This is a genomic window from Actinoplanes sp. 13 (assembly GCF_056134165.1).
The window spans coordinates 85544-99412 of sequence record NZ_JBVYOQ010000019.1 but is presented as its reverse complement, the minus strand read 5'-3'; the positions used below and the strand labels follow the sequence as shown (position 1 = coordinate 99412).

Here is a 13869-nt window from a genome sequence, read left to right as displayed (position 1 = left end):
CCGTGCGACGGCCCGGCTCGACGGTCGCCCCAGCATGCGTTCGTGATTCCTGGTTCACCGGCGACCGCGTCGATGCGGCGCCTGCTCACCGAGCTGGGCGAGTCGAGCCGGACCGGCGCGCTGCACGTCGGTGGTACCCCGGGCGGGGTCTTCTATCTCATCGCCGGCCGCATCACGTACGCCGAGACGCCGGCCCGCCCCGGGCTCGGCGAACGCCTGATCGGCTCCGGCCGGCTCTCTCCGGAAGGCTGGCGGGCCGCGTACCGCGAGGGGCGCGGGGCGCACCGGGTCGGCCGGGTCCTGGTCCGCGACGGCCGGCTCGGGCAGAACGAGCTGGCGCTGCGCGTGCTGGCGGTGATCACCGACGCCACCCACGCGCTGCTCCAGCAGGAGCACGCCCCGGCCCGTTTCGTGCCCGGCGAACGGCACTGGCTGGGCCCGCCGGCCGGGGTCGAGCTGGGCCCACTCGGGCACCTGAGCGCCGCCCGGCTGCGGGCGGTGCCCGGCCTGCGCCGCCCGGAAAGCCGGCTGCCCGTGTCCGCCGGGGCCACGCGACGGGATCGACCGCCGCCGACCGGACCATGACGCACAGCCCGTGCGACTTCCCCGCTGAGTGTCACCGGAGGATGGCCCACGGTGGCGACACGGGAGAACGGGCGTCACCGAGGCAACGACGGAAGCGCTGAGGAGTGAAGTGCCCGGCGTCGATCACTGTCTACAGGAGGCCATGACGATCCCCGGCGCGGTCGGGGCCAGCATCGTCGACTACACCACCGGGTTCCCGGTCGCGACGACCGGGGCCGCGCCCAACGAGGACCACGAGGCCGCCGCGGCCGGCACGGCCGAGGTGGTCCAGGCCGCGAACAGCCGGTCGCTGTTCGTCTCGGCCGTACCGCACGACCTGCTCGAAGACCTGATCATCACCACGGCCGGGGGCTACCACCTCCTGCGGCTCGTCCGGACCGAGTTCGACAGCCGGCTGGTGCTCTACGTGTGGCTGGACCGGGTGCGCGGCAACCTCGCCGTCGCCCGCCGCATGATGCAGCGCCTCGCCGACGAACTGATCACCACCTGATCACCACCCGCGAAGAGATGGAGTTGCTGAGGTGGCCACCTCGAAGACGCCCGCACCCGGGAGCCTGCTGACGCAGGTCTCCGGTGAGCGGCAGACCGGAGCGCTGGTGGTGGGTGGCCACCCCGGCGGCGCGGTCTACGTCTTCGAGGGCCGGGTCATCTACGCCGAGTCGCCGGCCGCGCCGGGCGTGGGCGAGCTGCTCACCTCGTCCGGGCGGCTGGCCGGGCGCACCTGGCAGAACGCGCTGGACATCGGCACCTCCACGGCCCGGGTCGGCCGGCTGCTGGTCGAGCAGGGCCATCTCACCCAGGGCGAACTGGAGCTCTGCGTGCTGGGCGCGACCTACGACGCGGCGTACTTCGCGCTGGCCGAGCCCGGCCCGGTCGAGTTCCTGCCCGGCGCGACACACTGGATCGGCACGGTCGTGCACATCGACGCGGCCGCGATCAACCGGGAGGTCCGGCGCCGGGCCCGGCTGCTCGCCGAGATCCACCCGAACCCGCGGATCGACACCGCGCCGGTCGCCCCGGTCACCCGGGCGCCGCGGGAGCGGGTGATCCTCAGCGCGCTGCAGTGGGAGCTGCTGGTGCACGCCGACGGCCAGCGCACCCCGGCCGACCTCGCCCTGCTGCTGGGCCGCGCGGGCTTCGCGACGATCCAGGAGCTGCGGCGCCTCGCGGCGCTGGGTCTCATCGAGACACCTGAGGTACGCGCGAACGACACCGCCGACGTGGTCCGGCTGCCGCATCCACGAGGCGACGCCGTGCCGCTCGTCGGGCCGGTGACGGACGGCGGTGACGCTCCGGGCGTACCCGTCATCAGTGGTCCGGAAGTCACGACGGCCCGGACCACGCCGCTCAACAGTGACCCGCCGGTGGCGCCGGCCGCCACCGGGGAGAGCAACGCGGGGGTGTTCCGGCCGCCCCGGCTGGCCCGCCGCAAACCCGGCGCGAAGCTGCCGAAGGACCTGGCGGCCGCCGACAACCCGCCGGTGCACCAGGGCACCGACGAGGTTCTGCTCAAACGCATACGCACCGCGCTGAGGGCACTGCGGTGACGCGCGCACCCCCGACCACGCGAAGGAGCGAGGAACCGATGACGGTGGATCCGGCGGTACTGGAGGAGCTCAGCCGCCTGCGCAGCAAGGTGCCGGAACTCTCCGGGAGCGTGCTCGCCACCGCCGACGGTCTGGTCGTGGCGCACGACTCGCACGGCCTGGAACCGGACACGCTGGCCGCGCTGGCCGCGGCGCACCTGGCCCTGGCCCGGCGGTTCGCGCACGCCGTCGATCACGGTGAGCTGCGGGAGTCGGTGGTGGAGTGCGACGGCGGCTACATCACGTCGTACACCGCCGGGCCGAACGCGCTGCTGACCGTGGTCACCTCCGGCGACGCCAACCTCGCCATGGTGCACCTCGAGGCGCGCCGCTGCGTACGCCGCCTGGTCCGCATCCTGGCCCTGGCCTCGGCGCCGCCGCAGCACCTGCGGCCGGAGATCCCCACGCAGGCCGGCCCGTCGACGCCGCTGGCCCGGCGGACCCCGATGGCCACGCTGCCGGACATGGCCCGTCGCCGCCAGGCGACCGGCTGACCGGCTGTTACGCAACCCCGACCCGCGGCCCCGGCCGCACCGCGCGGCCCAGCCGCATCGAAGGAAGGCGTGGCACCCGCCGCGCCGCACCAAGCGCCGCTGTCCGCCGAAGGGCCGCGGGCTGCCATCCCACCGCAACGGAGGAACGAAATCCCATGCCTGACATGGACACCGCACTCAAAGAGATCATGGAGATCGACGGCTGCATCGGCGTCGCCCTCGTGGACCACACCAGCGGCATGGCCCTGGGCACCCTGGGCGGCGGGAAGGACCTCGACCTGACGGTCGCCGCCGCCGGCAACACCGACGTGGTGCGGGCGAAGCTGCGCGCGATGGAGATGCTCAACCTCTCCGAGAAGATCGAGGACATCCTGATCACGCTGGACACGCAGTACCACATGATCCGGCCTCTCACGAGCCGGTCCGGCAAGGGCCTGTTCCTCTATGTGGCGCTGCGCCGGGACCGGGCCAACCTCGCGATGTCCCGGCACCAGCTGCGCCGCATCGAGAACGACCTCGACGTCTGAGCCCGGCTCGGCAGGCGTGATCCGCCACCCCCTGGCGGGGAGGGCAGGCACCGCCCTCCCCGCCCCGCCTGCCCCGCGAAACTCGGCAGATCTGAAGTGAGGCTTGGGCAGCTTGCCCCTTGCCGTCACATCGAGGCCCGTGCATGCTGTCTTTGCAGCGCTGCAAAGACAGCCTCCCAAGATCGGCGCGTAAGCGCCGGGCCGCACGCGCCTACCCGTAAGGACCCGAGTGAACCTGCCCCGGTGGAGACGTTGCGCGGCCCTCGTCGCCGCGGCCCTGATGGCCCTGACCCCGACCGCACCGGCCCGGGCCGCGGAGCAGACGGGTGGGGACCGGGTGAACCCCGACCCGATCGCCCACGACCCGACGGTGATCAGGCAGGGCCGGTACTACTACGAGATCATCACCGGGGACAGCGCCACCCGCACCTACCTGCCTGTCCGCCGCTCCACCGACCTGATCCACTGGACGTCGGCCGGCACGGTCTTCACCACGCCCCCGGCCTGGGTCGTCGACGAGCTCGGCACCACCCCCGCCGACTTCTGGGCGCCGGACATCACCTATCTCGACGGCGAGTTCCACCTCTACTACGCCGCCTCCGCGTTCGGCACCAACAACTCGGTGATCGGCCTGGCCACCACGAAGTCCCTGGCCCACCCCGACTGGGTGGACCGCGGCATGGTGCTGCGCACCCGCACCGGCGACACCGTCAACGCGATCGACCCGGACGTCAGCTTCGACCGGTCCGGCCGGCCCTGGTTGTCGTACGGCTCGTTCTGGGACGGCCTGCGGATCCGCCCGCTCGACCCGGGGACCGGCCTGACCGGGGACACCGAGCACCGGCTCGCCTCCCGAGGCGGCGGCGCGCTGGAGGGCCCGTCGATCACCCACCACGGCGGTTGGTACTACCTGTTCCTCAGCTTCGACTTCTGCTGCCGGGGCGTCGACAGCGACTACCGCGTCATGGTGGGCCGCTCCCGCTCCATCACCGGCCCGTACGCCGACCGCGACGGCGTGCCGCTGCTCCAGGGCGGCGGCACGCAACTGCTCGCCGGCTACAACGGGTTCGCCGGGCCGGGGCACGGGGACGTCTACGGCGATCTGTTCGTGCATCACTACTACGACGCCGCGGACGGCGGCGCCCCCAAGGGCTCGGTGCGCCGGATCTCCTGGGTGGACGGGTGGCCGAGGCTCTCCGACCCGCTCAGCGGCAACCGCGGCTCCGGGCACGGCCCGGCCCCGATGCGGCTGATCCACCGGGACAGCGGCGCCGCCCTGGCGAACACCTCCTGCGGTCACGAGGGCGCCGACATCACGCTGGCCACCGTCGCACCGGACGACCTGTGTCAGCAGTGGCGCCTCGACCCGCGCGGCAACGGCCTGGTCAGCCTGACCAACCGGCAGAGCAACAAGGTCGCCGAGGTGGCCGCCTGCGTCGACGCGGACGGCGCCCGGGTCGCGCAGTGGGGCTGGCTGGCCAACGACTGCCAGCGGTTCCGGCTGACCCCCGCGGACCCGGGCTGGTCGCGGATAGTCAACCCGCTGCGCGGCCGGGCCCTGCAGCCGGCGGCCTGCGGCGGGGCCGGCGCGGCGGTGCAGACCTGGACGGCCGGCCCGTGTCAGGAGTTCCGCCCGGAGCCGGTCGGCGAGGTGCTGCTGACCGATCCCGCGAACACCCGGCTGATCGGCAAGCGGTGGCGGTTCCGGCACGTCAGCGACGGCTGGTACCGGATCACGGATGTTCGGGGCGGGTCCCTCGGCGGCACCGTGTGGCGCCTCGAGGTGGCCGGGGACGCCTACCGGTTGACGAACCGGCGGGGAGAGACGACGACGGTGCTCCTGCATTCTCCGTGATCGTCCGGCCGCTCGGCGGTCACGGCGCCGGGGTCCTGGCCGGGAACCAGGACCCCGGCATCTACCATCTGCTGCATGACGGCCCGTGAGATCGTCGACCGGGCCCGGGCCGGAGACCTCGACCACGAGACCGCCCTCGACCTGCTGACCGGTGCGCCCGCCGCCGAGGTGGACGCTGCCCTCGACCAGGCCCTGCGGGAGCAGTTCGACAGACTGTTCCGCGCCGGCTGGCAACCGCTCGAACTGCACCGGGTGGTCGCCCGCAAAGGCAACCCGATCCAGGCGGGGCTGGTCACCGAGGCGGCCACCGCCTTCCTGCGCGGCAAGGAGCCGGTCGACGAGCGCTGGCGGGACCAGGCCGGCCGGCTGCCCCGCAGCGAGCGGAGGAAGGACCGCGTCGCGGTTCTGGACGCGGGGCTGGGCCTGCTGGCGGAGCTGCGCCGGCTGCCGGGCATCGAGATCCTGATCCCGCCGCCGGGCACCCCGGCCACCACCGTGCACCACCACGCCGACCGGCGCATCCTCGACCGGGTCCGGGCCCTGCTCGCCAAGGCGGAGGCCACCGACTTCCCGGCCGAGGCGGAGTCGTACAGCGCCAAGGCCCAGGAGCTGATCACCCGATACCGCATCGAGGAGGTCAGCGCCCCGGCGGTGGACATGACGCCGTTCGCGCGCCGGATCGGCGTGGACCACCCGTACGAGAGCGAGAAGGCGAGCCTGCTGGACGCGGTCGCCCGGGCCAACACCTGCCGCACGGTCTGGTCGCCGGAGCTGGGCTTCAGCACGATCTTCGGATACGACGCCGACATCGACGCGGTCGAGTTGGTCTACACATCCCTGCTGGTCCAGGCGAACCGGGCGATGACCCGGGACGAGCCGGGCAAGGGCCGGGCCCGGGTGAAGGCGTTCCGGCGGTCGTTCCTGGTGGCGTACGCCGTCCGGATCGGCGAACGCCTGCGCCGGGCGGCCGAGCGCGAACTCGCCGGGCACGGCAACCTGCTGCCGGTGCTGCGCAGCCGGGAGATCGAGGTGCGTGAGGCGGTGGAGAAGGTCTTCCCGCGCACGGTCCGGGCCCGCGGCCGCCGGGTGGACAGCCTCGAAGGATGGGACTCCGGCCGGGCCGCCGCCGACGAGGCCGAATTGCCTTGACCGGCGGGGCACAATCAAGGAATGCACCCTCCTCGACGCTGACCTCAGCTGCTCCACGCGGTGCGCGCCTGTGAAGAGGGCGTGCTCCTCTACCCGGTCTACGCGCTGCTCTTCGCGGACACCGGGCTCACCACCGGCGAGATCTCGTCGCTGTTCGCGATCTGGTCGGTGGTCGCGTTCGCCTGCGAGATCCCGGCCGGCGCGCTGGCTGACGTCTGGTCACGCAAGCGCCTCTACGCGCTCGGCCAGGCGGTCACCGCGGCCGGCTTCGCTTCCTGGCTGATCTGGCCGTCCTACACCGGTTTCGTGCTGGGCTTCGTGCTGTGGGGGCTGGGCGGCGCGTTCGCCTCCGGCACCCTGGAGGCGCTGGTCTTCGACCGGCTCGGCGGCGATCCGGCGGCTTACGCGCGCCTGATCGGCCGGTCCGGGACGACCGGGCTGCTCGCGATGCTCGCGGCCACCCTGCTGGCCACGCCGGCCTATCTCGCCGGCGGCTATCTGCTGGTCGGCCTGGTCAGCGTCGCGACGGTCACCCTGGGCGGCCTGCTCGCGCTGCGTCTCGACGAGAAACCCCTGCGCGGTACGACCGGCGAAGCCGATCCCGGGGAACCCACGGCGGACCTCGGTTACCTGGCCGTGCTGCGGTCCGGGCTGCGCGAGGTCGCGGGCAGCCGGCGGGTCGCGCGGGCGGTGCTGGTCGCCGCCGCGGTGCCCGGGTTCAGCGCTCTCGACGAATATCTGCCCCTGCTCGCCCGGGAGATGGGTGCGCCGACTTTCGCCGTACCCCTGCTGTTCGCTCCGACCGCCCTGGCCATGGCCGCCGGCAGCACCCTCGCCGGTCGCCTGCCGCCCACCTCGCCGCGCCCGCTCGCGGTGGCCCTCACCCTCGCGGCCGCGCTGCTGGCCGGTGGCGCGCTCACGCCGCACGTGGCCGGCATGATCGCGGTGTCCGCGGCCTTCGGCCTGCTCCAGTTCGCGATGGTGCACGCCGAGACCCGCCTCCAGGAGACGATCACGGGCCCGGCTCGGTCCACCGTCCTGTCGATCAGCGGGTTCGCCGCCGAGGTGGGGGCGGTCGTGTTGTACGCCGCGTTCGCGCTGCCTCTGTCGCTGCCGGTCCTTTACGCGATCGCGGTCGTGCCGCTTCTGGGCACAGCGTTGCTGGCCCGCCGCTGAACCCTGTGTGCGTAGCTTCACCAGTCCGGGCCGCCACCGCTGCCACCGCCGCCACCGCCGCCACCGCTGTCGCTGCCACCGCTCCCGCTGTCGTCCCAGGAACCGATGATCGAATTCGGCCTCGGCGAGCTGTCCGGCAGCGTCCCACCGGCTACGTCGGATGATCCGCCGCCGACCGCCCTCCGCCTCTGCCCCGGCTGGCCGTCGAGCTCTGACTCCGGGCTCCGGCCCACATCGCGGAGCACCTCCTCGGCGTCCTCGCGACGACCGCCGGCGGCGAGAGCCCGCGCCGCCCGCACCTGATGGATCACGAACAGCGGCGGCTGGTCGCCGCGGTCGTGTGTCGTCCGCCGGTGCGCCGCCATCGCCTCGTCATAGCGTCCCGCCTCGGCCAGCAGCGCGACGAAATGCTCGGTCCGGCGCGGCGTCCCGGCGAAACGCCCCAGCAGCGCCGCCTGGAACGCGACCGCGTCCGGTCCCCGCTGCACCTCCAGGAGCGCGACGAGTTCCTCCAGTTGCCGCTCGTCCGCGGTCTCACCGAGCCGTGCCCGGACCGCGTCGAGCTCCGCCGCACGGCCGTGTCGTCGCAGCAGGGCGGCCAGCGCCGGGTACGCCTGCGGGCTGCCCTCCGCCAGCGCCGCCCGCAGCACCTGTTCGGCCCGGATCGGATCGCGCCGGGCGACCCGGCCGGCCAGCCGGGCGTGCCCGGCCCAGTCCGGCGGCCCGCTCGCCAGCCGATAGCGGATCGCGAGCTCACCACCGGGCCAGGTGACCGGAATGTGCCGCACCGCCGCCCGCCGGGCCACCGCACCGGCTGCCGCGCCGATCGCTGCCGCTAGGGCCAGCACCACCGGCTCGACCGAAAGCGCCCAGGCGGGCGCTGCGGACACGGCGAACGGCACGACGGCGGCGGCCGCCCGAAGACCCTGGACGAGCAGCACCGCCGACCGGACCGGGATCCCTCCGACGTGTCGGCGCATGCCGCCATCCTGCCCGGCGCTCGCCTGGCGGGATCAGCCGCCGGACTCGTCGGTCTCGGCGCCCTCCGGGACGGTGTCGTCGTCCCGGCTGTCCAGCCAGCCGTGCGGCAACGACACCTTGCCGGGAGCGTTGACCCGGCCGCGCGGCTGACCCAGCGCGTCGGCCGGGAACGGCACCGCCGGGTCCAGCTTGGCGAGCAGATCGTCCAGCTCGGCCAGCGAGGAGATCATCGCCAGGCTGCGGCGCAGGTCGCCGCCGACCGGGAAACCCTTGAGGTACCAGGCGACGTGCTTGCGGAAGTCCGCGCAGCCGTGCTTCTCGTCCTCCAGCGCCTCGACCAGCAGCTGCGCATGCCGAGAGATGATCTTCGCGACCTCGCCGAGGGTGGGCAGCACCGGCCGGTAGCCGGCGCCCCGGGTGAAGGCGGCCTCCAGGTCGGCGAAGAGCCACGGCCGGCCCAGACACCCGCGCCCGACCACCACGCCGTCGCACCCGGTGTGCTCGACCATGCGCAGCGCGTCGGAGCCCTCCCAGATGTCGCCGTTGCCGAGGACCGGCACGTCCAGCGCCTGCTTGAGAGTGGCGATCGCGTCCCAGTCGGCCTTGCCGGAGTAACGCTGCTCGGCGGTCCGGGCGTGCAGGGCCACCGCCGCCACACCGGCTTCCTGCGCGGCGAGACCCGCCTCCACGTACGTCAGATGATCGTCGTCGATGCCCTTGCGCATCTTCACCGTGACCGGGATCCCGTAGGGCCGGGCCGCCTCCACCGCCTGCGTGACGATGCGCCCGAAGAGCCTCCGGCGCCACGGCAGTGCCGACCCGCCGCCACGCCGCGTCACCTTCGGCACCGGGCAGCCGAAGTTCAGATCGATGTGATCGGCCAGGTCGTCCTCGCCGATCATCCGGACCGCGGCCGCCGTCACGTCCGGGTCCACCCCGTAGAGCTGCAGGCTGCGGAAGCCCTCGTCCTCGGCGAACGCGATCATCTTGAGCGTCTTCGGGATCCGCTCCACCAGCGCCCGCGTGGTGATCATCTCGCAGACGTAGACGCCGCCGCCCTGTTCCCGGCAGAGCCGCCGGAACGCCACGTTGGTGATGCCCGCCATCGGCGCGAGCACTACGGGTGGATTGACGGCGTGGTCGCCGAGCATGAGTGGTGCGGTCACGCGTTCCAGGGTGACACGCCACCCCACCTGCCTCCGAATCGCGGGCCCACCCGGCTGGCAACCACGCACGAAAAACGGCCGAGGATCATGTCCCGCTGCCGGCCCGGGCTGCGGGAGGCGGGGCGGGTGGATGTCTGGCAAAGTCGGCGGGATGGGTGAGGAGTTGAGTCCGCGGCGGCTGGTGGCCGTCTTCGAGTCCCCGGTGTCCGAGGCGCTGCTGCGGTTCGGCCTCGACCTCGGCTTCAAGACTGTGCTGGTGGAGCCGGATCCGACGCGCCTGGCCGGGACGCCGCGGCCGCACGGTGACACCTTCGTCAGCGACCTCTCGGCGGCGGCGCTGGACGAGCACACCGATGTGGTGCTGACCGACCATCACCGCAGCGAGATCGGGCTGATCCTGAAGGAGGCCCTGGCGCTGCCGGCCCGGTGGATCGGCATCGTCGGCAACCCGCGGCACGAGGGTCCGCACCCGGCGGCGCTGCGGGAGCTGGGCGTGCCGGAGGAGGAGATCGCGCGGGTGCGCCGGCCGGTGGGGCTCAACATCGGCAGCCGGACCGGCCCGGAGATCGCCCTCGCGATCCTGGCCGGGCTGATCGCCGACCGCAACGGCCGCCCCGGCGGGTTCGAGTTCTGACCGCAGCCAACCTCGGACGCGGCCGGCACCAAGCACAGCCGACGCCGGGGCGCCCTCGCAGGCGCCCGGCGTCGACCGGCTCAGCAGCCGGGCAGGCGCTTGATCAGGTAGTCCTCGATCTGGTCGAGCGACACCCGCTCCTGCTTCATGGTGTCGCGGTCCCGCACGGTCACCGCGTTGTCGGTGAGCGTGTCGAAGTCCACCGTGACGCAGAACGGCGTGCCGATCTCGTCCTGCCGGCGGTACCGCCGGCCGATCGCCTGCGAGTCGTCGAACTCGACGATCCAGCGCTTGCGCAGGTTGGCCGCCAGCTCGCGGGCCTTCGGCGACAGTTCCGGGTTGCGGGACAGCGGCAGGACGGCGACCTTGACCGGCGCGAGCCGCGGGTCGAACCGCATGACCGTGCGCTTGTCGACGCCGCCCTTGGTGTTCGGCGCCTCGTCCTCGTCGTACGCCTCGAGCAGGAAGGCCAGCACCGCGCGGGTGAGTCCGGCCGCCGGCTCGATCACGTACGGCACCCAGCGCTCGCCCTTCTCCTGGTCGAAGTAGGAGAGGTCGACACCGGAGTGCTTGGAGTGCGTGGACAGGTCGAAGTCGGTGCGGTTGGCGATGCCCTCGAGTTCGGCGAAGTCGGTGCCGCCGAACTGGAAGCGGTACTCGATGTCGACGGTCCGCTTCGAGTAGTGCGAGAGCTTCTCCTTGGGGTGCTCGAAGAAGCGCAGGTTGCTCTCGGACAGGCCCAGGTCGCGGTACCAGTTCCAGCGTTCCTGCAGCCAGTACTCGTGCCACTTCTCGTCGCTGCCGGGCTCGACGAAGAATTCCATCTCCATCTGCTCGAACTCACGCGTCCGGAAGATGAAGTTGCCCGGGGTGATCTCGTTGCGGAAGCTCTTGCCGATCTGGGCGATGCCGAACGGCGGCTTCTTGCGGGCCGCGGTGGCCACGTTGTTGTAGTTGACGAAGATGCCCTGCGCCGTCTCGGGCCGCAGGTAGTGCAGGCCCTCCTGGCTCTCGGTGGGGCCGAGGTAGGTCTTCATCAGGCCGTTGAACATCTTCGGCTCGGTGAAGGTGCCCTTGTTGCCGCAGTTCGGGCAGTTCAGCTCCTGGAGCGAGGACGGGAGCTTGCCGTGCTTGGCCTCCCACGCCTCCTCGAGGTGGTCGGCCCGGAAGCGCTTGTGGCAGGACTGGCACTCGGTCAGCGGGTCGACGAACGCGTCGAGGTGGCCGGAGGCGGCCCAGACGTCGCGGGCCAGGATCACCGCGGAGTCCAGTCCGACGATGTCGTCACGCTGCTGGACCATGGTCCGCCACCACTGCCGGCGGACGTTCTCCTTCAGCTCCACGCCGAGCGGACCGTAGTCCCAGGCCGAGCGGGTGCCTCCGTAGATCTCGCTGGAGGGGAAGACGAAGCCTCGGCGCTTGGCCAGGCTGACGACGGCGTCGATACGGTCGGCAGGCATGTGCTATTTCCTCCTACGCCGGCTGGGTGTCGGCGGGGAAATGAGTGCGGACAGGACGAAAAGCGAGGTTACTCCTCGACGTCGCACACCTCGAACGCGCCTGTTGTGGTGTTCTGCGCGATGCGGGCCCGGAGGCGGTCCACGTCGCCGTCGGAGTAGGTCACGTCGACCGGCACGTTGAAATTCACCAGATCGAGATCACCCACATCGTACGACCGGAGCGGCTCTTCGGCGGACATCCGTGCGGTGTACTCCGCCTGACTCTCGTCGGCTTGGGCGTCGCGGCACAACTGCTCGTACGCCTCGGCGAAGTCGCGGTCCTGAACCGACTCCATGTATCGCTCGACGACCACGGTGGCCTGCTCGTTGATGGCGTCGTCAGCGGCCGAGCCGAGGCCGAACAGCGCGGCGGCGCCGCCACCGCAGACCAGCAGCAGCACACCGGCGCCGATGCCGAGACCCACCCCGATGCGGCGGCCCTTGCCCTCGACCGGCGGCGCCGGGAACGGTGGGTGGACACCCGGGCCCGGCGGGGGCGGCGGCGCCGCACCGCCCGGCGGGGGCGGCGGGAACTGCCCCGGGAAGGGCGGCGGTGAATAGGGCGCCGTACTCATGTCCCCAGCCTAGTTCTCAGCGCCACGGCTCGGCTGCCCGGTCGCTGCCGGTGATCACCACGGACTCGCCGGGCGCGGCCTCGGCGAGGGTCTCGAACGCCGACGGCTCGTCGAGCGACACTGCCAGCAGCGGGGTGGCGTTCACCTTCACCTCGTACGCGCCGAGGGCGCGCCGGTAGGCTCCGACGGACTCCCACTCGGTGACCAGGGTCCAGGCGGCGGTGTCCTCCAGGGCGCGGGCGAGCCGGCCGGACCGGTAACCCCGGCAGCCCGCCAGCGCGGTGAGCGCGGCGTGCGCCTGGGAGACGAAGCCGTCCTGCGTGTCCGGCGGGACGTGGAAGCGGTTGAGCACCAGCATGTGACAAGCGTACGCACGCCAGGAGGAGCCGCCAGTGACACCGTCCGACAACCTGCTGCGCCGCCTGTCCAGGGTCAGCCCCACGGCGGCCTTCCTCGGCGCTCTGGCTCTCTTCCTGGCCGGCCTCTTCCTGCCCGGGATCATCGGGGCGCTGCTGCTGGCCGCGCTCGCGGCCGGCCTGGGCGCCCTCACGTTCACCACCTGGCCGGTGCAGACGCCGCCGACCCGGGTCGTTCGGCTGGTGCTGCTCAGCCTTCTGGTCGTCGCGGTGGTGTCCAAAGCGCTGTGAGAGCCGGAGGAAATCCATGCGCTTTTGACAATCATTGTCATTATCGACGACAGTTGCTGGCATGATGCGCCGCCTGCTCCCCGCCCTGGTCCTTCTGGTCGCCCTGACCGGCTGCGGAGGGACGTCGAGCGACGACGGCAAGCTCTCCGTCGTCTCCGCCTTCTACCCGCTCCAGTTCGTCAGCGAGCGGGTCGGCGGCGACGCCGTCAGCGTCACCAACCTCACCAAGGCCGGCGCCGAACCGCACGACGTCGAGCTGAGCGCGAGTCAGGTGGGCCAGGTCACCGACGCCGGCCTGGTGGTCTATCTCGGCGGTTTCCAGCCCGCGGTGGACGAGGCCGTGAAGCAGAACGGCGGCGAGCGCGGCTTCGACGCCGCCTCGGCGGTGCCGATGCTGACTGCCGCCGAGGCCGACGCCCACGCCGAGGAGCACGCCGGCGAGGAGGCGGAGGCGCACGCCGAGGAGAGCGGCGGCACCGACCCGCACGTCTGGCTGGACCCGACCCGGCTGGCCACCATCGCGGACAAGCTCGCCGAGCGGCTCGGCAAGGCCGACCCGGACCACGCGGCGGACTACACCGCCCGAGCAGCCGCGCTGCGCACCGAGCTGACCGCGCTGGACGGCGAGTTCACCCAGGGGCTCAAGACCTGCGCGCACCGCGAGATCGTGACCAGCCACACCGCGTTCCACTACCTGGCCGACCGGTACGACCTGGACCAGATCGGCATCACCGGCATCGACCCGGAGGCCGAGCCGTCGCCGCAGCGCCTGGCCGCGGTCGCCGCCGAGGCCAAGGAGCTGGGCGCCACCACGATCTTCTTCGAGACCCTGGTCAGCCCGAAGGTCGCCGAGACCATCGCCCGCGAGGTCGGCGCCGAGACCGCGGTGCTCGACCCCCTGGAGGGGCTGACCGACGAGAACCTGGACTACTTTTCGGTGATGCGGACCAACCTGGCCACGCTCACCAGCGCCCTGGAGTGTTCGTCATGACCGA

General features: G+C 72.4%; 16 protein-coding genes. 11 read left to right on the top strand and 5 right to left on the bottom strand.

Annotated features, from left to right (window positions below):
- The first annotated feature begins 42 nt into the window (after positions 1-42).
- The 8 genes from AC0NH5_RS29840 to AC0NH5_RS29805 all read left to right on the top strand — a co-directional run bounded on the left by AC0NH5_RS29840 (position 43) and on the right by AC0NH5_RS29805 (position 7372).
- On the top strand, positions 43-585 hold the full coding sequence (locus AC0NH5_RS29840; RefSeq protein WP_474410047.1) for a DUF4388 domain-containing protein: 543 nt from the start codon (positions 43-45) through the stop codon (positions 583-585).
- Between the two features lie 142 nt (positions 586-727).
- Positions 728-1075 (top strand): roadblock/LC7 domain-containing protein, encoded by a 348-nt coding sequence (locus AC0NH5_RS29835; protein WP_474410046.1) that lies wholly within the window; start codon positions 728-730, stop codon positions 1073-1075.
- Positions 1076-1106: 31 nt separating this feature from the next.
- Positions 1107-2132 (top strand): DUF4388 domain-containing protein, encoded by a 1026-nt coding sequence (locus AC0NH5_RS29830; protein WP_474410044.1) that lies wholly within the window; start codon positions 1107-1109, stop codon positions 2130-2132.
- A 38-nt stretch (positions 2133-2170) separates the two neighbouring features.
- Positions 2171-2665 (top strand): roadblock/LC7 domain-containing protein, encoded by a 495-nt coding sequence (locus AC0NH5_RS29825; protein WP_474410042.1) that lies wholly within the window; start codon positions 2171-2173, stop codon positions 2663-2665.
- 155 nt (positions 2666-2820) lie between these two features.
- Complete coding sequence (locus AC0NH5_RS29820; RefSeq protein ID WP_043526192.1) at positions 2821-3192, top strand: hypothetical protein; 372 nt, start codon at positions 2821-2823, stop codon at positions 3190-3192.
- Positions 3193-3421: 229 nt separating this feature from the next.
- Complete coding sequence (locus tag AC0NH5_RS29815; protein WP_474410040.1) at positions 3422-5047, top strand: family 43 glycosylhydrolase; 1626 nt, start codon at positions 3422-3424, stop codon at positions 5045-5047.
- Between the two features lie 75 nt (positions 5048-5122).
- Positions 5123-6196, top strand: a complete 1074-nt coding sequence (locus tag AC0NH5_RS29810) for a DUF2786 domain-containing protein (RefSeq protein WP_474410039.1) — start codon at positions 5123-5125, stop codon at positions 6194-6196.
- 81 nt (positions 6197-6277) lie between these two features.
- On the top strand, positions 6278-7372 hold the full coding sequence (locus tag AC0NH5_RS29805) for an MFS transporter (protein ID WP_474410038.1): 1095 nt from the start codon (positions 6278-6280) through the stop codon (positions 7370-7372).
- A 17-nt stretch (positions 7373-7389) separates the two neighbouring features.
- Here the strand turns inward: AC0NH5_RS29805 and AC0NH5_RS29800 are convergent, their stop codons facing one another.
- Both AC0NH5_RS29800 and dusB read right to left on the bottom strand, forming a co-directional pair.
- On the bottom strand, positions 7390-8352 hold the full coding sequence (locus AC0NH5_RS29800; protein ID WP_474410037.1) for a class-II aminoacyl-tRNA synthetase family protein: 963 nt from the start codon (positions 8350-8352) through the stop codon (positions 7390-7392).
- A 33-nt stretch (positions 8353-8385) separates the two neighbouring features.
- Positions 8386-9504, bottom strand: a complete 1119-nt coding sequence (dusB, locus tag AC0NH5_RS29795; protein WP_474410152.1) for a tRNA dihydrouridine synthase DusB — start codon at positions 9502-9504, stop codon at positions 8386-8388.
- Positions 9505-9649: 145 nt separating this feature from the next.
- Between dusB and AC0NH5_RS29790 the strand changes: the two genes are divergently transcribed.
- Positions 9650-10153, top strand: coding sequence for an XdhC family protein (locus tag AC0NH5_RS29790; protein WP_474410035.1), 504 nt, complete (start codon positions 9650-9652; stop codon positions 10151-10153).
- Positions 10154-10233: 80 nt separating this feature from the next.
- Here AC0NH5_RS29790 and AC0NH5_RS29785 read toward each other — a convergent pair whose 3' ends face one another.
- The 3 genes from AC0NH5_RS29785 to AC0NH5_RS29775 form a co-directional block, all read right to left on the bottom strand.
- Complete coding sequence (locus AC0NH5_RS29785) at positions 10234-11613, bottom strand: glycine--tRNA ligase (protein WP_474410033.1); 1380 nt, start codon at positions 11611-11613, stop codon at positions 10234-10236.
- Between the two features lie 68 nt (positions 11614-11681).
- Positions 11682-12227: a hypothetical protein gene (locus AC0NH5_RS29780; RefSeq protein WP_474410032.1), complete on the bottom strand. Its 546-nt coding sequence runs from the start codon at positions 12225-12227 to the stop codon at positions 11682-11684.
- 16 nt (positions 12228-12243) lie between these two features.
- Positions 12244-12585: an antibiotic biosynthesis monooxygenase family protein gene (locus AC0NH5_RS29775; RefSeq protein WP_474410031.1), complete on the bottom strand. Its 342-nt coding sequence runs from the start codon at positions 12583-12585 to the stop codon at positions 12244-12246.
- Positions 12586-12619: 34 nt separating this feature from the next.
- On the opposite strand from AC0NH5_RS29775, the gene AC0NH5_RS29770 reads away from it, so the two are divergent.
- Positions 12620-12874, top strand: coding sequence for a DUF6703 family protein (locus AC0NH5_RS29770; protein ID WP_474410028.1), 255 nt, complete (start codon positions 12620-12622; stop codon positions 12872-12874).
- A 61-nt stretch (positions 12875-12935) separates the two neighbouring features.
- Positions 12936-13865 (top strand): metal ABC transporter substrate-binding protein, encoded by a 930-nt coding sequence (locus AC0NH5_RS29765; RefSeq protein WP_474410026.1) that lies wholly within the window; start codon positions 12936-12938, stop codon positions 13863-13865.
- Positions 13866-13869 lie beyond the last annotated feature (4 nt).